The organism is Streptomyces sp. NPDC052773 (assembly GCF_044547145.1).
Classification (GTDB): domain Bacteria; phylum Actinomycetota; class Actinomycetes; order Streptomycetales; family Streptomycetaceae; genus Streptomyces.
In genome coordinates this window covers 272,724-291,351 of record NZ_JBITZX010000011.1, presented here as the reverse complement: position 1 = coordinate 291,351, position 18,628 = coordinate 272,724, and the positions used below count along the sequence as shown (strand labels likewise).

17 protein-coding genes are annotated in these 18,628 nt (G+C 72.2%); 7 read left to right on the top strand and 10 right to left on the bottom strand.

What is annotated here, in order from left to right; all coding sequences use genetic code 11:
• Window positions 1–181 precede the first annotated feature (181 nt).
• The 4 genes from ACIG0D_RS24785 to argH form a co-directional block, all read right to left on the bottom strand.
• Complete coding sequence (locus tag ACIG0D_RS24785; RefSeq protein WP_399804712.1) at window positions 182–1,720, bottom strand: MFS transporter; 1,539 nt, start codon at window positions 1,718–1,720, stop codon at window positions 182–184.
• The gene (locus ACIG0D_RS24780) at window positions 1,717–2,268 is read right to left on the bottom strand and encodes a TetR/AcrR family transcriptional regulator (RefSeq protein ID WP_399804709.1); all 552 of its coding nucleotides are present in this window, start codon (window positions 2,266–2,268) and stop codon (window positions 1,717–1,719) included. The genes ACIG0D_RS24785 and ACIG0D_RS24780 overlap by 4 nt, the downstream gene beginning before the upstream one ends.
• Window positions 2,269–2,348: 80 nt before the next feature.
• Window positions 2,349–3,320 (bottom strand): aldo/keto reductase, encoded by a 972-nt coding sequence (locus tag ACIG0D_RS24775; RefSeq protein ID WP_399804706.1) that lies wholly within the window; start codon window positions 3,318–3,320, stop codon window positions 2,349–2,351.
• Window positions 3,321–3,376: 56 nt separating this feature from the next.
• A complete protein-coding gene (gene argH, locus ACIG0D_RS24770; RefSeq protein WP_399804704.1) occupies window positions 3,377–4,804 on the bottom strand; it encodes an argininosuccinate lyase in 1,428 nt (475 codons plus the stop codon).
• Between the two features lie 126 nt (window positions 4,805–4,930).
• Between argH and ACIG0D_RS24765 the strand changes: the two genes are divergently transcribed.
• From ACIG0D_RS24765 to ACIG0D_RS24745, 5 genes are all read left to right on the top strand, one after another.
• Window positions 4,931–5,524: a pyridoxamine 5'-phosphate oxidase family protein gene (locus ACIG0D_RS24765; protein WP_399804702.1), complete on the top strand. Its 594-nt coding sequence runs from the start codon at window positions 4,931–4,933 to the stop codon at window positions 5,522–5,524.
• A gap of 82 nt (window positions 5,525–5,606) precedes the next feature.
• Window positions 5,607–6,308 carry a L,D-transpeptidase gene (locus ACIG0D_RS24760; protein WP_399804700.1) on the top strand — a complete coding sequence of 234 codons (702 nt, stop codon included), beginning with the start codon at window positions 5,607–5,609 and terminating at the stop codon, window positions 6,306–6,308.
• Window positions 6,309–6,384: 76 nt separating this feature from the next.
• Window positions 6,385–7,767, top strand: coding sequence for a ferric reductase-like transmembrane domain-containing protein (locus ACIG0D_RS24755; RefSeq protein ID WP_399804697.1), 1,383 nt, complete (start codon window positions 6,385–6,387; stop codon window positions 7,765–7,767).
• Between the two features lie 29 nt (window positions 7,768–7,796).
• On the top strand, window positions 7,797–8,648 hold the full coding sequence (locus tag ACIG0D_RS24750) for an FMN-binding protein (protein ID WP_399804694.1): 852 nt from the start codon (window positions 7,797–7,799) through the stop codon (window positions 8,646–8,648).
• A 43-nt stretch (window positions 8,649–8,691) separates the two neighbouring features.
• Entirely contained in the window at window positions 8,692–9,429 is a 738-nt protein-coding gene (locus ACIG0D_RS24745; protein WP_399804750.1) for an FAD:protein FMN transferase, read from the top strand.
• A gap of 109 nt (window positions 9,430–9,538) precedes the next feature.
• Here ACIG0D_RS24745 and ACIG0D_RS24740 read toward each other — a convergent pair whose 3' ends face one another.
• From ACIG0D_RS24740 to argC, 5 genes are read right to left on the bottom strand one after another with little or no spacing between them, the layout of a single operon-like run.
• Complete coding sequence (locus tag ACIG0D_RS24740) at window positions 9,539–10,078, bottom strand: arginine repressor (RefSeq protein ID WP_165996843.1); 540 nt, start codon at window positions 10,076–10,078, stop codon at window positions 9,539–9,541.
• A gap of 7 nt (window positions 10,079–10,085) precedes the next feature.
• Window positions 10,086–11,282, bottom strand: coding sequence for an acetylornithine transaminase (locus tag ACIG0D_RS24735; RefSeq protein WP_399804692.1), 1,197 nt, complete (start codon window positions 11,280–11,282; stop codon window positions 10,086–10,088).
• Window positions 11,279–12,199 (bottom strand): acetylglutamate kinase, encoded by a 921-nt coding sequence (argB, locus tag ACIG0D_RS24730; protein WP_399804690.1) that lies wholly within the window; start codon window positions 12,197–12,199, stop codon window positions 11,279–11,281. The genes ACIG0D_RS24735 and argB overlap by 4 nt, the downstream gene beginning before the upstream one ends.
• Window positions 12,196–13,347, bottom strand: coding sequence for a bifunctional glutamate N-acetyltransferase/amino-acid acetyltransferase ArgJ (argJ, locus tag ACIG0D_RS24725; RefSeq protein WP_399804688.1), 1,152 nt, complete (start codon window positions 13,345–13,347; stop codon window positions 12,196–12,198). The genes argB and argJ overlap by 4 nt, the downstream gene beginning before the upstream one ends.
• A complete protein-coding gene (gene argC / locus ACIG0D_RS24720) occupies window positions 13,344–14,375 on the bottom strand; it encodes an N-acetyl-gamma-glutamyl-phosphate reductase (RefSeq protein WP_399804685.1) in 1,032 nt (343 codons plus the stop codon). The genes argJ and argC overlap by 4 nt, the downstream gene beginning before the upstream one ends.
• Window positions 14,376–14,556: 181 nt before the next feature.
• Between argC and ACIG0D_RS24715 the strand changes: the two genes are divergently transcribed.
• A complete protein-coding gene (locus ACIG0D_RS24715; RefSeq protein ID WP_399804683.1) occupies window positions 14,557–15,273 on the top strand; it encodes a DUF6215 domain-containing protein in 717 nt (238 codons plus the stop codon).
• Window positions 15,274–15,365: 92 nt separating this feature from the next.
• Window positions 15,366–15,956 carry a hypothetical protein gene (locus tag ACIG0D_RS24710; protein ID WP_399804680.1) on the top strand — a complete coding sequence of 197 codons (591 nt, stop codon included), beginning with the start codon at window positions 15,366–15,368 and terminating at the stop codon, window positions 15,954–15,956.
• A gap of 56 nt (window positions 15,957–16,012) precedes the next feature.
• Here ACIG0D_RS24710 and ACIG0D_RS24705 read toward each other — a convergent pair whose 3' ends face one another.
• Complete coding sequence (locus ACIG0D_RS24705) at window positions 16,013–18,502, bottom strand: alpha-L-arabinofuranosidase C-terminal domain-containing protein (RefSeq protein ID WP_399804678.1); 2,490 nt, start codon at window positions 18,500–18,502, stop codon at window positions 16,013–16,015.
• Window positions 18,503–18,628 lie beyond the last annotated feature (126 nt).

Genomic DNA, 18,628 nt, shown 5'->3' with positions numbered 1-18,628 from the left:
ATCGCAAGGCGGAGGAGGGAGTCGATGCGGAGCATCGGCGACCGACGACAACGCGGCGAGGCGCGGTGCCAGGCGTCGGGAGCCCGGCATGATCGGCGAGACACCCCCTAGGGGGCGAGGTGGCGGCGTTGCGGGGCGTGTGCGGCGCCGTTGTGGCCGGTCGCGCAGTTCCCCGCGCCCCTCAAGGCCGGTCCTCGTGTCCGGAGCTCTCGAGGTGGCGGCCCTTCAGCAGGAACCATGCCGCCACCGCCGTCGCCAGCAGGACCGCCGCACCCACGCCCGCCGCGATCGTCAGGCCGTCCACGAAGGCCTGACGGGCCGCGTCCAGCAGGGCCCGCGCCTGGCCGGTCGGCAGGGCGTGGGCGGTCTCGACCGCCCCGCCCAGTGACTCGTGCGCGCCCTCGGGCGTGCCCGCCGGGGCGGGGAAGCCCCGGTAGACGCCGGTGACGATGGAGCCGAGGAGGGCGATACCGAGGGCGGCGCCCAGTTCGTACGCCGTCTCGGAGACCGCGGAGGCGGCGCCCGCCTGCTCCTTCGGTACGGAGGCGAGGATGACGTCGGCGGTCACGGTGAAGGAGAAGCCGGCGCCGATGCCCACGATCAGCAGGGCCGCGCCGAGCAGCGGGTAGCCGGTGGACTGGTCGAGGAAGGTCAGCGCGGCCAGGGCGAGGCCGACCGCGGCGAGTCCGCCGGCCACCACGGACCGCACCGAGAAGCGGCGGGCCGCCGTACCGGCGACCAGACCGGCCGTCACCGCGCCGATCGCGGCGGGCAGTTCCGCCAGACCCGCCTCGAACGGCCCCCTGCCCTGCACCAGCTGGAGGTACTGGGAGAGGAAGAAGACGAGGCCCGACAGACCCAGGATGGTCAGCAGGTCGGCCAGCACCGCGCCGCTGAAGCCCCGGTTGCGGAACAGCCGCATGTCGAGGAGCGGGGAGGGGAGCGTCAGCTGACGGCGGACGAAGCCGTACAGCGCGGCGGCGCCCAGCGCACCGGCGGCGAGCGTCGCCCACGCGAAGCCGTGCGCGGCGGCCTCCTTCACGGCGTAGACCACAGCGATCATGCCGACCAGGGAGAGCAGCACGCTGGGCAGGTCCCACGGGCCCGGGTCGGGGTTGCGGGACTCCGGCAGCAGCTTGACGCCGACGAGGACCAGGACCGCCATCACGGGCAGGTTGATCAGGAAGACCGAGCCCCACCAGAAGTGCTCCAGCAGGAAGCCGCCCGCGATCGGGCCGACCGCCGTACCGGCCGAGGCGGTGGCGCCCCAGATGCCGATGGCGAGGCTGCGCTCGCGCGGGTCGTGGAAGAGGTTGCGGATCAGGGCGAGGGTGGCCGGCATCAGGGTCGCGCCGGCGACACCGAGCAGCGCCCGGGCGAGGATCAGCAGCTCGGGGCTGGTGGCGTAGGCGTTGAGCACGGACACCGCGCCGAACGCGGTGGCGCCGATCAGCAGGATCCGCTTGCGGCCGACGCGGTCGCCGAGGCTGCCCATGGTGACGAGCAGACCGGCGATGACGAAGGAGTAGACGTCGCCGATCCACAGCAGCTGGGTGCCGGACGGCGCGAGGTCTTCACTGATGTACGGGGTCGCGAGGCCGAGGACGGTGGCGTCGACGGCCACCAGCAGCACGGCGAGCACGAGGACGGACAGCGCGAGCCAGCGGCCCGGACGCTTCACCGCCTCGTCGTGGTGCGCCGGCTGCACGGTGCTGGTCATGGTTCCTCTCTCCGTAGTGCGCCGCCGAGCATCAGCTCGGCGATCATGAAGGGAAAGTCGTTGCGGGCGGCCTTGCCGTCGAGCACCGCCCAGGCGCCCGCGGCGAAGAGGCCGTAGAGCGCCTCGGTGAGCCAGGTGGGCGAGAGGTCGATACGGAACTCGCCGGCGTCCTGGCCGCGCCGGAAGAGCGCGGTGACCCGGGCGTCGATCCGGGCCCAGCCCGCGTTCTGCTCCTCGCCCTCGAACAGCTGGTTCTCGCTGTAGAGGAAGGCGAGCAGACCGGCGGCCGGCTGGATCTCGCGGACCAGTCGGCGGACGGCCTCGCTCGCGGCGCCCTCGTCGAGCCGGGCCCGCTCCAGCGCGGCCTCGCACTCGGCGATGCCCAGTGCCTCCAGCGCCCGGACGAGCGCGTCGCGCCCGGCGAACTGCCGGTGCAGTGTGGCCCGGCTGATCCCGGCGGCCTTGGCGACCTCGTCCATGGTCGCGGTGGATTTGCGGGTCAGCAGGTCGGCTGCGCTGCGCAGTACGTGCTCTCGGTCGACGGCCATGAGACAACCATAGACCATGTGAGACATCTTTGTCTCATGCTGGGCATGTGCGACTCATCGGTGGTCGGCAGGGATGCCGGTCAGTGCCAGGGCAGCTGCCCGCGCCGCTCCCAGTACGCGCGCGGGTCCTCCGCGAGCGCCGCGAGGCGTGCCAGCTGCCCCTCGTCCAGGTCCACGGCGGGAGCGTGCAGATTCGAGGTGAGCTGGGCGACGGTCGCCGCGCCGGAGAGCACCACGCCGGCCCACGGCTGCCGCAGGATCACGGCGAGGGCCACGGCGTCACAGCCCAGCCCGGTCTCGCGGGCCACGGCCCTCAGCTCCTGCGGCGCGTGCTCCTCGGCCAGCCGGCCGTTGGCCATGGCCTCCTTGACGATCACCGTGAGTCCGGCGTCGTGCGCCTCGGCGAGGGCGGGGGCGGCGGAGGTCTCCAGGACGTTGTACGTCGACTGGACGGTACGGAACAGCGGCTCGTCGTCGACCGTCACGGCGAGCGCGGCCCGGATCGCGTCGGCCTGGGCGGGGCCGCTGGTGGAGAAGCCGACGGTGACGCCCTGCGCGGCGGCCTCGGCGAGGCGGGCGTGCAGGTTCTTGTCGGTCAGGGCGGGGCTGTCCGGGGTGACGGAGTGGATCTGGTAGAGGTCGAGCCGGTCGCCGAGCAGGGCGGCGGTCTCGGCGCGCTGGCGCTCGTAGGTCTCGAGGCTGTGGTCCTTGACCTCGTGCCGCTCGGCGTCGGTGGACCAGTCGGCCGTGTAGGTGTAGCCCCACTTGCTGCCGACGACGGTGTCGTCGATCTCGGGGTGCGCGGCCAGCCAGCCGGCCAGGAACTCCTCGGAGCGGCCGTAGGAGCGGGCAGCGTCGAAGTAGCGGACGCCCTGGGCGTAGGCGGCGTCGAGGAGTTCGCGGGTCCGCGCGCGCAGCGCCTCCACGCTGCGGTCGGTGCCGAGGTCCTGGTCCCGGCCGAGGTTGATGTAGCCGGGGCGGCCGACGGCGGCGAGGCCCAGGCCGATGTGGCAGGTGGGCGTGGTCGCACGGGCGAGACGGGCGAAGGGCATCGCGGACTCCGTTCGGTCGGCTGACTGCGACCAACGTAACCCGCGATGCCCTCTCGTCACTTCTTGGCGTTCGCCCACGCGTGCTGGGCGGCGACGTCCGCCTTGACCTCGGCGAGCTGGACGGCGACGGCGCTGGGCGCGGTGCCGCCGCGGCCGTCGCGGGAGGCGAGCGCGCCGGGCACGTTGAGGACGGAGCGGACCTCCGGGGTGAGGTGCTCGGAGATCTTCGCGAACTGCTCGTCGGTGAGGTCGTCCAGCTCCTTGCCCTCGGCCTCGGCGACCTTCACGCACTCGCCGGCGACCTCGTGCGCGACGCGGAACGGCACGCCCTGCCTGACCAGCCACTCGGCGATGTCGGTGGCGAGGGAGAACCCGGCGGGGGCCAGCTCCTCCATGCGCTCGCGGTGCACGGTGAGGGTGGCCATCATGCCGGTGAAGGCGGGGAGCAGGATCTCCAGCTGGTCGATGGAGTCGAAGACCGGCTCCTTGTCCTCCTGGAGGTCGCGGTTGTACGCGAGCGGGAGGGCCTTGAGGGTGGCCATGAGGCCGGTCAGGTTGCCGATCAGGCGGCCGGACTTGCCGCGCGCCAGCTCGGCGATGTCCGGGTTCTTCTTCTGCGGCATGATCGACGAGCCGGTGGAGAAGGCGTCGTGCAGGGTCACGAAGGAGAACTCCTTCGTGTTCCAGATGATGACCTCCTCCGCGATCCGGGAGAGGTTCACGCCGATCATCGCGGTGATGAAGGCGAACTCGGCGACGAAGTCGCGGGAGGCCGTGCCGTCGATGGAGTTGGCGGCGCTGCCGTGCTCGAAACCGAGGTCGCGGGCGACGGCCTCGGGGTCCAGGCCGAGGGAGGAACCGGCCAGGGCACCGGAGCCGTACGGCGACACGGCGGTGCGCTCGTCCCACTGGCGCAGCCGCTCGGCGTCCCGGGACAGGGCCTGGACGTGGGCGAGGACGTGATGGGCGAAGAGCACCGGCTGGGCGTGCTGGAGGTGGGTGCGGCCCGGCATGGCGACGTCCGGGTGGGCCTCGGCGAGGCCGATGAGCGCGTCCTGGAGTTCGGCGATCAGGCCGCCGATGATCCGGGCGTGGTCGCGCAGGTACATCCGGAAGAGGGTGGCGACCTGGTCGTTGCGGGACCGGCCGGCGCGCAGCTTGCCACCGAGGTCGGGGCCGAGACGCTCCAGCAGGCCGCGCTCCAGGGCGGTGTGCACGTCCTCGTCGGCGATCGTGCCCGTGAAGGCGCCGGAGGCCACGTCCGCCTCGAGCTGGTCCAGCCCGGCGATCATGCGGGTCAGCTCGTCCTCCGTGAGGAGCCCGGCCTGGTGCAGCACGCGCGCGTGGGCGCGGGAGCCGGCGATGTCGTACGGCGCGAGCCGCCAGTCGAAGTGGACGGACGCGGACAGCTTGGCCAGGGCCTCGGCGGGACCGTCGGCGAAACGGCCGCCCCAGAGCCGTACGTCACCGCTGTTGCTGCTCACCTGCGCTGCTCCTCTACTGTCGCTGTTCTGCATGAGTATGCAGAGGACTGCATGATTCGTCAATTTCACCGGGCGAAATGCCTCGTTCTTCGGACAGATGAGCGATGGCGCCAATAATCTTTAGACATGGGAAAGACTTACGAACGCATAGACGGCCGGCTCCGCACGTTCATCGAGGAGCAGCCGGTCTTCTTCACCGCGACGGCGCCGCTCGCCGGTGACGGCACGGTGAACCTCTCCCCCAAGGGCCTCAAGGGCTCCTTCGTGGTGCTCGACGAACACCGCGTGGCCTACCTGGACTTCGCGGGGTCCAACGCGGAGACCATCGCGCATCTGCGGGAGAACGGCCGGATCACCCTGATGTGGTGCGCCTTCCAGGGCCCGCCGAACATCGTGCGCGTACACGGCCGCGGGGAGCCGGTGTTCCGCGACGACCCGCGCTTTCCCGGCCTGCTCGCCCGCTTCCCGGACATCGACCCCACCGCGCACGGCCTGCGCGCGATCATCGTCGTGACGGCCGAACTCGTCCGCGACAGCTGTGGATACGGGGTGCCCTTCATGGCGTACGACGCGGACCGCGACCTGCACGGCAGGCGCTTCGCGCGGGAGGACGACGCCTCGCTGAGCGCCTACTTCGAGAAGAAGGACCACATCGCGACGAGCATGGACGGACTGCCCGGGCTCCCCCTGCCCCTGCCACCGCTCACCCCGCAGGCCTGAGCCCGACCGGCGCACCCGACCGGCCCACCCGGACGGCGCACCCGGACGGACACCGCCCGGGTCCGTCGCTAGCGTCGACGGCATGCGTCCCGCCGTCGCCGCCGCCGTGTCCCTGCTCGTCTGCGCCGCCCTGACCGCCGTCGCCCCGCCCGGCGGCGGCGCGCTGCCCGACCGGATGGCCGACACCGGCGGCGGCCGGCAGCTGATCACCGCGGTCGCGCCGCGCGCCGGGGCCACCACCGGCACGGTGACGTGGTGGGAGCGGCGCGGCGGGCGGTGGGTGAAGGAGGGCTCCGCGCCGGCCCGGTTCGGGAAGAACGGACTGGTCGAGGGCGCCGCGCGCCGCCAGGGCACCAGCACCACCCCGACCGGGCTGTACGACCTGCCGTACGCGTTCGGCATCCAGGCGGCCCCGCGCGGGACCACGTACCGCTACCGCCCGGTCCGCGAGAACTCCTGGTGGTGCCAGGACAACGACTCCCGCGCCTACAACCGCTGGACCGAGCCCCGCCCCGCCGACTGCCGCGCGGCCGAGGCCGAGCATCTGGTCTCCTACGGCACCCAGTACGCCCACGCGCTCGTCATCGGCTTCAACTACGCCAAGCCCGTCCGCGGCCGGGGCGCCGGAATCTTCCTCCATGTCAACGGGCGCGGTGCGACCGCCGGCTGTGTCTCCGTGCCGGCGGACGCGATGCGGCGCCTGCTCGCCTGGGTGGATCCCGCCGGGCGGCCCCACATCGCCATCGGGACGAAGAGCGGGCGGACGGCCGTGACACGGTACTGAACACCGGCCCCCTCCCCCACGTATCTCTGGGCCAAGGGACTACGACACACCCGTTGCCCCCGTCCCCGGAGGAACCGTGACCACCACGCTCGCAGGCGGCCGTGCCGCCCGGCGCCAGACGATGCGCCGCATCCGTCCGCGCCGCTCCCCCGCCGTGCCGCTGGTGCTGGCCCTGTGGGCCGGGGCGGGCGCGGTGCTGTGGCTGTGGTGGCACACCACCCCGTCCATCGCGGACACGACGGGACGGATCATCGGCGCGGGCCGGATCACGGGGCTGCTCGCCGGCTATCTGATGGCCCTGGTGGTGCTCCAGATGGCGCGGGTGCCCGCGCTGGAGCGGCGGGTGGGCTCCGACCGGGTCGCCCGCTGGCACGCGATGACCGGCCGCTACACGCTCTGCCTGGTCCTCGCGCACGTGTTCCTCATCATGTGGGGGTACGCGCTCCAGGCCGGGCGGACCCTCGGTGACATCGTCACGCAGACCGTGGAGTCGGTGAACCAGCTGCCGGACATGGGCAAGGCGGCCATCGGCACCGGTCTGCTGCTGTTCATCGGGCTGATCTCGACCGGCGGGATCCGCCGCAGGCTGCCGTACGACGCCTGGTACCACGTGCACCTGCTGACGTACGCGGCCGTGTACCTGACGTTCTGGCACCAGATCAGCACCGGCAACGACTTCGCCGTCGAGCCCGTCGCGAAGACCTTCTGGTACGGGCTGTACGGCACGGTCACCGCGCTCGTCGTCTGGTACCGGATCCTCACGCCGGTCCGCCTCAACCTCAGGCACCGGATGCGGGTCGAGGCGGTCATCGAGGAGACGCCGGGGATCGTGTCGGTGCTGATCGGCGGGCGGAAACTGCACCGGATCGGCGCGGAGGCCGGGCAGTTCTTCCGCTGGCGGTTCCTCGCACCGGGCATGCGGTTCAGCTCGCATCCGTACTCGCTTTCGGCGGCGCCCCGCCCCGGCATGCTGCGGATCACCGTGAAGGCGATCGGCGACCACAGCGCGCGGCTACGCGAGCTCACCCCCGGCACCCGGGTGTGGGCCGAGGGCCCCTACGGGGCGCTGACCGCGCAGCGCCGCAGCCGCGGCAAGGTGCTGCTGGTGGCCGGCGGGGTCGGCATCACCCCGATGCGCGCCCTGTTCGAGACCCTGCCGGGCGCGGCCGGTGACATCACCCTCCTCTACCGGGCCAACAGCACCCAGGACCTGGCCCTGTGGGACGAGCTGGCCGCCATCGCCGACGAGCGGGGCGCCCGGCTGATGTACGCGGTGAACAGCCCGGACGGGGCGCGCCCGGACATCTCGGCGGAGCGGCTGCGCGAGAAGGTGCCCGACATCGAGCAGCACGACGTGTTCCTGTGCGGGCCGCCCGGCTTCGCGCAGTCCGTCTACGAGGCGCTGCGCGGCGCGGGGGTGCCCGCGCGCCGTATCCATCACGAGTCGTTCGAAATGTGATCGACGGTCATTCAGGAGCTTGCGGAGCCATGAGGAAGAGTCACCCGATCCGGCGTGCCCTGCTCGCCACCGCCGCCACGGTGTCCGGCATCGTGCTGCTGCTGTCGCTGAAGCCGGCGTCCGACCCGGCCTCCGCGTCGGCGGCGGGCGGCGCGGCACCGCAGCCGACGGCGGCGGCCCCGTCCCCGCAGGGCGGCGCCCAGGCCACCGGGACCACCACGGTCACCGGCGAGGCCGCGCGCACCCAGTACGGCCCCGTGCAGGTGCGCCTGACGGTCACCGACGGCCGGATCGTCAAGGCGGAGGCGGTCCAGGCGCCGAGCGGTGGCCGCAGCGGCCAGATCACCGCCGACGCCGTACCCCGCCTCAACCAGGCCGCCGTCGCCGCGGGCAGCGCGGACATCGACGCCGTCTCCGGAGCGACGTACACCAGCACCGGCTACCGGCAGTCCCTCCAGTCCGCGCTGGACCGGGTGGGCGGCGCGGAGGCCGGGGCCGGGGCGGGGGCCGATGCGGGAGACGGGGCCGGGCCCGGCGCGGGCGCGGAGGCCGGTGCCGGGGCGGAAGCAGGTGCTGGGGCCGGGACCGGGGCCGGGGCGGAGGCGCAGGCGCGCACCGTGACCGGCGCCGTCGCCAGGACGCAGTACGGGCCGGTCCAGGTCCGGATCACCGTCAGCGGCGGGCGGATCACCCAGGCCACGGCGGTCCAGGCACCCGAGGGCGGCCGCAGCAGCCAGATCACCGCCGACGCCGTACCCCGCCTCAACCAGGCCGCCGTCGCCGCGGGCGGCGCGGACATCGACGCCGTCTCCGGAGCGACGTACACCAGCACCGGCTACCGGCAGTCCCTCCAGTCCGCCCTGGACCAGATCGGTGGCTGACGTGACAGAAGCTCCCGTCGCGGTGCGCCGGACGGAGGAGGCGATGGGGACCGTCTTCTCCTTCGACGTCCGCGGCGGGGATCCCCGTACCGTCCGCGCCGCCCTGGAGGAGGCGGTCGACGGGCTGCACCGGGCCGACGCGGTCTTCAGCACCTACCGCGAGGACAGCCAGCTCTCCCGGCTGGCGCGCGGCGAGCTGACCGTCGAGGAGTGCGCCCCGGAGGTCGCCGAGGTGCTGGAGCTGGGCGCGGAGGCGGAACGGGCGAGCGACGGCTGGTTCAGCACCACCTACGAGGGCCGCATCGACCCCACCGGCATCGTCAAGGGCTGGGCGGTGGAGCGCGCGGCGCGCACCCTGGCGGCGGCCGGGGCGACCGGGGTCAGTGTCAACGGCGGCGGCGACGTCCAGCTGCTGGGCGTGCCGGGTGCGGGGCGGCCGTGGCGGGTCGGCATCGCGGACCCGATCCGGCCCGGCGGCCTCGCGGCGGTCATCACCGCGGCCGGCACCACCGAACTGGCCGTCGCCACCTCCGGCACCGCCGAACGCGGCGCCCACATCACCGACCCCCGCACAGGAAAACCGGCCGTCACCGACCTCCTCGCCGTGACGGTGGTGGCCCCCCGCCTCACCTGGGCTGACTGCTGGGCCACCGCCGCCTTCGCGATGGGCGCCCGCCAGGGCCTGGCCTGGCTGGAGAGCCTGCCGGACGTGGAGGCCCTGCTGATCACGGCGGGCGATGAGGTGAGATGCACGAGGGGCCTGGCGTCTCGACTGGGGTGAGCGTCCCCACCGTCAGGGGCGCGGGACTGTATCCATGTGCGGCTCCGCCGCGTGGGCGCGACCAGCCACAGCGAACCCGCACCCGGTCCACGACAGGCCACCACCCCGCTCAGTGGCCGTTCTGAGCCAACCGAAGCAAGTGATCGGCCAGCGCCTGCCCCCCGTCCGGCCGCCGAGAGATCAATAGCAACGTGTCGTCACCGGCGATCGTCCCCAGAATGTCGTGCAGCTCGGCTTGGTCGATCGCCGAGGCGAGGAACTGCGCCGCCCCTGGAGGCGTCCGCAGGACCACGAGATTCGCCGACGCCTCCGCCGAGATCAGCAGCTCCTGCGAGAGCCGCCGCATCCGCTCCTCCTTGGCGGACTCCCCCAGCGGAGCCCGGGGGGTCCGGAAACCCCCCTCGCTCGGCACCGCGTAGATCAGATCGCCGTCGGTGTTGCGGATCTTCACCGCGTTCAGCTCGTCCAGATCCCGGGAGAGCGTCGCCTGGGTGACGCTCAGCCCGTCGTCCGCGAGGAGCTTCGCCAGCTGGCTCTGACTGCGCACCGGCTGCCGGTTGAGGATGTCCACGATCCGGCGGTGCCGTGCGGTGCGGGTCTGCGGCACGGCAGGCCCGGCGGTCTGCTCGTGATCCTGCGCCTGGCTCATCGTCGTCTCATTCTCCGGATCGTCCGTCCCCGTTGACTGCGTCGAGGATGCCGGGCAGCGCCTGGAGCAGCGCCGCCACATCGTCGTCACCGAGGTTCAGCGGCGGCATCAGCCGTACGACATCGGGGGCGGGCGCGTTCACCAGGAAACCGGCGTCCTGAGCCGCCTGCTGCACCTGTGCCGCAAGCGGTTCGGTGAGCACGATACCCAGGAGCAGGCCCGCGCCCCGGACATGGGCGACGAGCGGGTGGCCCAGCCCCTCGATCCCGTGGCGCAGCTGGTCACTTCGGTGCTTGACGTTCTCCAGCAGTCCTTCGTCCGCGATGGTGTCGAGGACGGCGAGTCCGGCGGCGCAGGCGACGGGGTTGCCGCCGAAGGTGGTGCCGTGCTGTCCGGGCCGGAGCAGGTCCGCGGCGCGGCCGAAGGCGACGGTGGCCCCCAGCGGGAGGCCGCCGCCGAGGCCCTTGGCGAGGGTGACGACGTCGGGCAGGACGCCCTCGTGGGCCTGGTACTCGAACCAGTGCCCGGTGCGGCCGATGCCGGTCTGCACCTCGTCGAGGACGAGCAGCGATCCGGTCGCGGCGGTGATGGCGCGGGCGGCCTTGAGGTAGCCGGGGGGCGGGACGACGACGCCGTTCTCGCCCTGGACCGGCTCGATGATCACCAGCGCGGTGTCCTCGGTGACCGCGGCGGCCAGCGCCTGCGCGTCGCCGTAGGGGACGTGGGTGACGTCGCCGGGCAGCGGCAGGAAGGGGTCCCGCTTGGCGGGCTGGCCGGTGAGGGCGAGGGCGCCCATGGTGCGGCCGTGGAAGCCGCCGTCGGTGGCGACCATGTGGGTGCGCCCGGTGAGCCGGCTGATCTTGAAGGCGGCCTCGTTGGCCTCGGCGCCGGAGTTGCAGAAGTAGACCCTGCCGTCGCGGCCGAAGAGCTGAAGGAGCCGTTCGGCGAGGGCGACGGGCGGTTCGGCGACGAACAGGTTGGAGACGTGGCCGAGGGCGGCGATCTGCCGGCTGACCGCCTCGACGACCGCCGGGTGGGCGTGGCCGAGCGCGTTGACCGCGATACCTCCGACGAAGTCGAGGTACTGCTTGCCGTCGGCGTCCCACAGCCGGGTGCCCTCGCCGCGGACGAGGGGCAGGCGCGGGGTGCCGTAGTTGTTCATGAGGGCGCCCTGCCACCGCGAGGTCAGTTCCTGGTTGCTCACGACTCCCCCTGGGTGTGCGGTTCCTCGGGCTTCTCGTCGGGCACGACCATCGTGCCGATGCCCTCGTCGGTGAAGATCTCCAGCAGGATCGAGTGCTGGACGCGGCCGTCGATGACGCGGGCGGTCCTGACGCCGTTGCGTACGGCGTGCAGGCAGCCCTCCATCTTCGGCACCATGCCGGAGGACAGCTCGGGGAGCAGTTTCTCCAGCTGGGAGGCGGTGAGGCGGCTGATCACCTCGTCGCTGTCCGGCCAGTCCTCGTAGAGTCCCTCGACGTCGGTGAGGACCATCAGGGTCTCGGCGCCCAGGGCGGCGGCGAGGGCCGCTGCCGCCGTGTCGGCGTTGACGTTGTAGACGTGGCCGTCGTCCCGGGAGCGGGCGATCGACGAGACGACGGGGATGCGTCCGTCGGCGAGCAGCGCCTCGATCGCGCCGGTGTCGATGTCGGTGATCTCGCCGACCCGGCCGATGTCGACGAGTTCGCCGTCGATCTCCGGCTGGTGCTTGGTGGCGGTGATGGTGTGCGCGTCCTCGCCGGTGAGGCCGACGGCGAGCGGGCCGTGCTGGTTGAGCAGTCCGACCAGCTCGCGCTGCACCTGCCCGGCGAGCACCATCCGTACGACGTCCATGGCGTCCTCGGTGGTGACGCGCAGGCCGGCCTTGAACTCGCTGACGATGCCGTGCTTGTCGAGGGCGGCGCTGATCTGCGGGCCGCCGCCGTGCACGACGACGGGCTTGAGCCCGGCGTGGTGCAGGAAGACGACGTCCTGGGCGAAAGCGGCCTTCAGATCCTCGTCGATCATGGCGTTGCCGCCGAACTTGATGACGACGGTCTTGCCGTTGTGCCGGACGAGCCAGGGCAGCGCCTCGATGAGGATCTGCGCTTTCGGCAGTGCCGTGTGCTTGCGTGTGCTCATGACGAGTAGGCGCTGTTCTCGTGGACGTAGTCGGCGGTGAGGTCGTTGGTCCAGATGGTGGCGGTCTCGGAGCCGGCGGCGAGGTCGGCGACGATGTGCACCTCGCGGTAGCGCATGTCGACCTTCTCGCGGTCCTCGCCGACGGAGCCGTTCTTGCACACCCAGACGCCGTTGATGGCGACGTTCAGCCGGTCCGGCTCGAAGGCGGCCTTCGTGGTGCCGATCGCGGAGAGGACCCGGCCCCAGTTGGGGTCCTCTCCGTGGATGGCGCACTTGAGGAGGTTGTTGCGGGCGATGGAGCGGCCCACCTCGACGGCGTCCGCCTCGGTCGCGGCGTTGATCACCTCGACCTTGATGTCCTTGCTGGCGCCCTCGGCGTCCCGGATCAGCTGCTGACCGAGGTCGTCGCAGACGGCCCGGACGGCCTCGGCGAAGGCGTCGTACTCGGGGGTGATCCCCGAGGCGCCGGAGGCCAGCAGCAGCACGGTGTCGTTGGTGGACATGCAGCCGTCGGAGTCGACGCGGTCGAAGGTGACCTTGGTGGCGGCGCGCAGCGCCTTGTCCAGGGTCGCGCTGTCGAGGTCGGCGTCGGTGGTGAGGACGACGAGCATGGTGGCGAGGCCGGGTGCGAGCATTCCGGCGCCCTTGGCCATGCCGCCGACGGTCCAGCCGTCCCTGGTGACGACGGACGTCTTGTGGACGGTGTCGGTGGTCTTGATGGCGATGGCGGCCTTCTCGCCGCCGTGCTCGGACAGCTGGGCGGCGGCGGTCTCGACGCCGGGCAGCAGCTTGTCCATGGGCAGCAGCACGCCGATGAGCCCGGTGGAGCAGACGGCGACCTCGCCGGCGCCGATGTCCAGCACCTCCGCCGCCTTCTCGGCGGTGGCGTGGGTGTCCTGGAAGCCCTTCGGGCCCGTGCAGGCGTTGGCGCCACCGGAGTTGAGGACGACGGCGGTCAGCTCGCCCGCCTTCAGGACCTGCTCGGACCACAGCACGGGGGCGGCCTTGACGCGGTTCGAGGTGAAGACGCCCGCGGCGGCGCGGCGCGGCCCGGTGTTGACCACCAGGGCCAGATCCGGGTTGCCGTTCTCCTTGATCCCGGCGGCGATCCCCGCCGCCTGGAATCCCTTGGCTGCCGTGACGCTCACGGTGCGACTCCGATCGTGGAAAGACCCAGCTCCTCGGGAAGTCCGAGGGCGATGTTCATGCTCTGGACGGCACCGCCGGCGGTGCCCTTGGTCAGGTTGTCGATGGCGCTGACGGCGATGATCCGGCCCGCGGCCTCGTCGTACGCGACCTGCACCTGAACGGCGTTGGAAGCCTGGACGGACGCCGTGGCCGGCCACTGCCCCTCGGGGAGGAGGTGCACGAACGGCTCGTCGGCGAAGGCCTTCTCGTAGGCCGCGCGGACGGACTCGGCGGTGACGCCCGGCTTCGCCTTCGCGCTGCACGTGGCGAGGATGCCGCGCGGCATCGGCGCGAGGGTCGGTGTGAAGGACACGCTCACGGGTTCCCCGGCCGCGGCGCTGAGGTTCTGGATCATCTCGGGCGTGTGCCGGTGGCCGCCGCCGACGCCGTACGGCGTCATGGAGCCCATGACCTCACTGCCCAGCAGATGCGGCTTGGGCGCCTTGCCCGCGCCGGAGGTGCCGGACGCGGCGACGATCACGGCCTCGGCCTCGGCGAGTCCGGCGGCGTAGGCCGGGAAGAGGGCGAGGGAGACGGCCGTGGGGTAGCAACCGGGTACCGCGATGCGCTTGGCCCCCTCCAGCGCGGCGCGGGCACCCGGCAGTTCGGGGAGGCCGTAGGGCCAGGTCCCGGCGTGCGGGGAGCCGTAGAACTTCTCCCAGTCGGCGGCGTCCTTCAGCCGGAAGTCGGCGCCCATGTCGACGACGAGGACGTCCGGGCCGAGCTGTTCGGCGACGGCGGCGGACTGGCCGTGCGGCAGCGCGAGGAAGACGACGTCGTGGCCCGCCGCGAGCACGTCCGCGGTGGTCTCCTGGAGCACGCGGTCGGCCAGCGGCAGCAGATGCGGCTGGAGCGCGCCGAGCCGCTGTCCGGCGTTGGAGTTGCCGGTCAGGGCGCCGATCTCGACCTCGGGGTGCGCGAGGAGCAGGCGCAGCAGCTCTCCGCCCGCGTATCCGCTCGCTCCGGCCACTGCCGCACGTACCGTCATGGAACCTCCTCCTGGATGGCATGACTATACGTATCGCTGCACGTTTATGCAATCGTGTGGGAGTGGCCGCTCCGGGCCCGGCCAGGCTTCTCCGGACTTCGCCCGGCCTTTCCTTGCCCGCCGGACGATCACAGGGTTACGGTCCCCGGGCACGTGTCGGGGGCTCGGACAGGCGGGGGACATGACGGAGCACGGGCAGAACAGGAGCGCGCCCGCACCGGGGCCGAACGCGTGGGGACAGGCCGCCACGGCCCTGGCTCTGGTGGGGGCGCTCGGCATCGGGCTGTGGACCGTGCAGCAGACGTCGTCCTCGTCCTCGGCCCCGGACGGCACCCCGCCGCCGGCCGCCTGCTCGGACGGGGAGACCGCCACGGCGTCCTCGTCCCGGTACGTCACCGGGGCGCAGCTGTGCGAGGCGCTGAACCGCTCCGACCTCGCCGCACTGCTGGGCACGCCGGGCCAGCGGGCGAAGACCGCGAACGGCAGCGACGGCTCACTGAAGACGGGCAGCGGCAAGGAGATCGCCACCCCGTCCGCCCAGGTCGAGTTCGACACCTACACCGTGGCGCTGGCGGCCACCTACGACCGCCTTCCGGTGGCCGGGTCCGCCGGGCTGCTGGGGCCCGACGCGCGGCAGCGGACCCTGCTGGGCCGCCCGGCGGTCCTGTACTCGAGCCGCACCCTCAGCATCAGCTTCCGCCTGGACGGCGGCGACTCCCGCAGCGAGCCCGGCGTCCCGGCCCGCGTGGTGTCCGTGGCGCGGGACGCCGAGGACAGCGGCGGCTCCTTCGAGGTGAGCCTGTGGCGCGCGGACGGCGCGGTGCCGGACGACGCGGTGCTGCTGCGCGTCGCCGAGCAGGTCCTGCCGACGGTCCCCCGCTGGTCCGGCGGCGCGTGAGGACGGCCCCCACGAAGCACTCGGCCCGCCGCGTCGGCGCCGCCCGGTGACCCCCGTCGGCCGGGTGATTCCCGGCCCGGCATGATGATCACATGACTCCGATCACCGGCCTGGATCTGACCGGCTTCACCGAACGCGAACCCGGCGTGTGGACCGACCCGCAGGGGCTCGTGCTCTCGGTGCACTTCTTTCCCCTGGTGCCGGACCTGCCCGCCCGGCTGGACGAACCCGAGCGGCTGCGGGCCGGTCTCGCCGAGGGGGCGGCCCGGGCCGGCGGAGGCCTGATCGAAGCGGAGCCCGGCGTCGTCGACGGCGTCCCGGCGGTGCGGCAGATCGTCAAGGTGCCCCGGCCGCAGGGGCGCGGCCAGGTGTTCCTCGGGTCCTGGACGGTCCCGAAGGCCGGGTGCAGCACCGTGCTCAAGGTGCAGGCGGCGGAGGGCTCGACCACCGGGATGCGCGAGGCGATGGTGATGGCGCGGGTGGGACCGGCGGACTACTTCCGGCCCCACCCGTACGCGCCGGGCCTCAGCGGCGGGCTGCCCTACCACGTGGGCGACGACGAGCAGTGGGACGCCGCTTTCCCGGACCATCCGCTCACCCTGGTCCGGGCCGCCCTGCGCCGGATCACGCCCACGGTCACGCTCGACGAGCGGTTCAGGGTCCTGCCGCCGTTCGCCGGCTGACCCGCCCGTGCGGGCCGCCGTCTCTCGGACGGCGGCCCGGACTCCGGTCCCGGACGCTACCTCTGCCCGATCCGCAGGAAGGTGACCGAGTTGGCCGGGAAGGTGTACGTGAACTTCGTGGCGACGCCCGAGAACGTGGACGTCACCGGGGTGACCGGGGTGTCCGTCTCGGTGTTCACGTCCTCGGGGTCGGCGGCCAGGGTGGTGACCCGGGCCCGGGAGGAGACCTCGGCGCCGCCGAGGTCGATCGCCGTACGGGCCGCCGTGGACTGCGCGTTGACGACCTTGACGATCAGGTCGCCGGTGCGCTCGTCCTCGGTGACGACCTGGCGGAACGGCTCGGCCGGCTTGTCGTCGGTGAAGCTGCCCCAGAGCTGCCCGTCCAGGTAGAGGCCGACCTGCCGGCCCCGCACCTTGATGTCGATGTCGTAGGCGCGGCCGGTCTCGATGGAGTGCGGCTTGGAGATCAGCGTGGACTTGCCGCCGTCCGAGGCCTGTTCGACGGCGGAGCTGGTGTTGTTCCAGCCGCCGAGGTTCCACCAGTAGTAGTTGCCGGTGTCCTTGACCCCGAAGGCGACCAGGAAGCCCTCCTTGCCGGACTTCTTGGTGGCCTTCACGTGCAGGTCGTAGTCCTTCCAGGCCGGGTCGCCGGCCGTGACCAGGGTGTTCTCGGCGGCGGCGTCGGTCTGGACGTAGGCGCCGTCCTGGACGGACCAGCTGCCCGCGCCGACGTGCTTCCACTGTGAGGCGCCGGCGGAGAAGTCGTCGCTCAGCAGGGTGGTGCCGTCGGCCGCGGTGACCTTGACGTCGTCGTACGCGGCGCTGGTCGCCCAGGTGGACAGGCCGACCGCGCCGGTGATCGGGCCGCTGACGTCCGGGGTGCCGGTCGCGGTGGAGGGGATCACGCGGTCGCCGACGTTGTTCATGAACAGCTTCTGGACCTCGTAGTTCGCCGAGTTCCAGGAGGCGTGGTTGTTGAACCAGATCATGTCGGGGCTCCACTGCACGTAGTCCTCGTTGGCGAGCAGCGGGGCGTACGAGGCGAGCTTGACGACGTCGGCGTTGCGCTCCAGGCCGGTCATGAACGCGGCCTCGGCGAGGGCGTTCTTGAAGGCGTTGCCCTGGGAGGCGTACTCGCCGAGGAAGACCTTGGGGCCGTTCCTGTCGTAGCTGTCGTAGCGGTCGTTGTTCTGGAGGAACCACTGCGGGCTGTTGTAGTAGTGCTCGTCGACCATGTCGACCTTGCCCTCGCGGTTGAGCTTCCAGGCGGTGTCGAAGGTCGTTCCCGCGTCGTCGGGGCCGGAGTTGGAGATGACGGTGATGTCCGGGTACTTCGCCTCGATCGCGGCGCGGAACTTCTGGAAGCGGGCGAAGAACTCGTTCGGCAGGTTCTCCTCGTTGCCGACGCCGATGTGCGTGAGGCCGAAGGGCTTCGGGTGGCCCATCTCGGCGCGCACCCTGCCCCAGGTGGAGGTGGCCGGGCCGTTGGCGAACTCGATCAGGTCGAGGGTGTCCTGGATGTGCCGCCGCAGCAACGCCTCGTCGTCGGTGGCGCGGTTCTGGCCGCAGCCGGTGACCAGGGCGGGGACGACGGGCAGCGGCATGGCGCCGATGTCCTCGGCGAAGCGGAAGTACTCGTAGTAGCCGAGTCCGTACGACTGGTTGTAGCCCCAGAAGTTGGCGTTCGTGGCGCGCTGCTCGACCGGGCCGATGGTGTCCTTCCACTGGTAGGCGCGCTTGCGCTGCCAGCCGCTCGCCTCGCTGTAGTCCTGCATGGAGCCGGTGTTGACCAGGCAGCCGCCGGGGAAGCGGACGAAGGCCGGGTTCAGGGCCTCGATCTTCTCGGCGAGGTCCTTGCGCAGGCCGTTCGGCTGGTTCTTGTACGTCTCGCGCGGGAACAGCGACACCATGTCGAGCGCGGCGGCACCAGAGGAGGCGACGGCGAGGCGTCCGCGGTTGCTGGTGCGGGTCGCGCCGAAGGTGGCGGTGTACTTGGCCCAGCCGCCCTTGACGGCCACCTGGCGGGCGCTGGCCAGCTCGCCGGCGGCGTCCTTGAGGGACACGGTGAGGGTGGTCCCGGCGGCGGCGCGCGCCCACACGGAGAAGTCGTACCTCTTGCCCCGCTCGACCCGGATGCCGGTGTTGTAGCCGGCGTTGGTGACGGACGAGCCGGCGTCCAGGGAGAGGTAGTTGCGGTTGCGCTCGTTCAGCCGGCCGTCGTCGTTCACGACCCGGGCGGTGCCGTCGACCGTCCAGGAGGTCAGCGGCGTGTACGCGCCGTTGTCGGCGGTGGAGTACTCGAAGGACCGGTTCTGCACCAGCTCGGCGTAGAGCCCGCCGTCGGCGGCGCGGTTGATGTCCTCGAAGAAGACGCCGTACATCGTGTCGTCGATCTTCGCCCCGGTGGCGGACGGGTCGACGGTGATCGCGTAGTCGGTGACGGCCTCGGCGTGCGCGGGCGAGGGCACGAGCACGGAGGAGACGGCCAGCGCGGCGGTCGCGGTCAGGCCGAGTCTCCAGCGGGTGGTGCGGGTGGTGCGTGACATGGATACTCCGCGGCTCTCTGCTCCGATGGGGAGATGTTCGAAATATCGGACGTTGGTCAGCACTTCGAACGGCAAGATAGGGAGGGGGCGGGTACGCGTCAATGGGTCGCGCAGCGGCGAACGGGA

What these genes read in the sequence shown, in the direction of transcription:
- ACIG0D_RS24785 (WP_399804712.1), bottom strand. Translation starts at nt 1,720, where the DNA reads ATGACCAGCACCGTGCAGCCGGCGCACCACGACGAGGCGGTGAAGCGT.
- ACIG0D_RS24780 (WP_399804709.1), bottom strand. Translation starts at nt 2,268, where the DNA reads ATGGCCGTCGACCGAGAGCACGTACTGCGCAGCGCAGCCGACCTGCTG.
- ACIG0D_RS24775 (WP_399804706.1), bottom strand. Translation starts at nt 3,320, where the DNA reads ATGCCCTTCGCCCGTCTCGCCCGTGCGACCACGCCCACCTGCCACATC.
- ACIG0D_RS24765 (WP_399804702.1), top strand. Translation starts at nt 4,931, where the DNA reads ATGGGAAAGACTTACGAACGCATAGACGGCCGGCTCCGCACGTTCATC.
- ACIG0D_RS24760 (WP_399804700.1), top strand. Translation starts at nt 5,607, where the DNA reads ATGCGTCCCGCCGTCGCCGCCGCCGTGTCCCTGCTCGTCTGCGCCGCC.
- ACIG0D_RS24750 (WP_399804694.1), top strand. Translation starts at nt 7,797, where the DNA reads ATGAGGAAGAGTCACCCGATCCGGCGTGCCCTGCTCGCCACCGCCGCC.
- ACIG0D_RS24745 (WP_399804750.1), top strand. Translation starts at nt 8,692, where the DNA reads ATGGGGACCGTCTTCTCCTTCGACGTCCGCGGCGGGGATCCCCGTACC.
- ACIG0D_RS24740 (WP_165996843.1), bottom strand. Translation starts at nt 10,078, where the DNA reads ATGAGCCAGGCGCAGGATCACGAGCAGACCGCCGGGCCTGCCGTGCCG.
- argB (WP_399804690.1), bottom strand. Translation starts at nt 12,199, where the DNA reads ATGAGCACACGCAAGCACACGGCACTGCCGAAAGCGCAGATCCTCATC.
- argC (WP_399804685.1), bottom strand. Translation starts at nt 14,375, where the DNA reads ATGACGGTACGTGCGGCAGTGGCCGGAGCGAGCGGATACGCGGGCGGA.
- ACIG0D_RS24715 (WP_399804683.1), top strand. Translation starts at nt 14,557, where the DNA reads ATGACGGAGCACGGGCAGAACAGGAGCGCGCCCGCACCGGGGCCGAAC.
- ACIG0D_RS24710 (WP_399804680.1), top strand. Translation starts at nt 15,366, where the DNA reads ATGACTCCGATCACCGGCCTGGATCTGACCGGCTTCACCGAACGCGAA.
- ACIG0D_RS24705 (WP_399804678.1), bottom strand. Translation starts at nt 18,502, where the DNA reads ATGTCACGCACCACCCGCACCACCCGCTGGAGACTCGGCCTGACCGCG.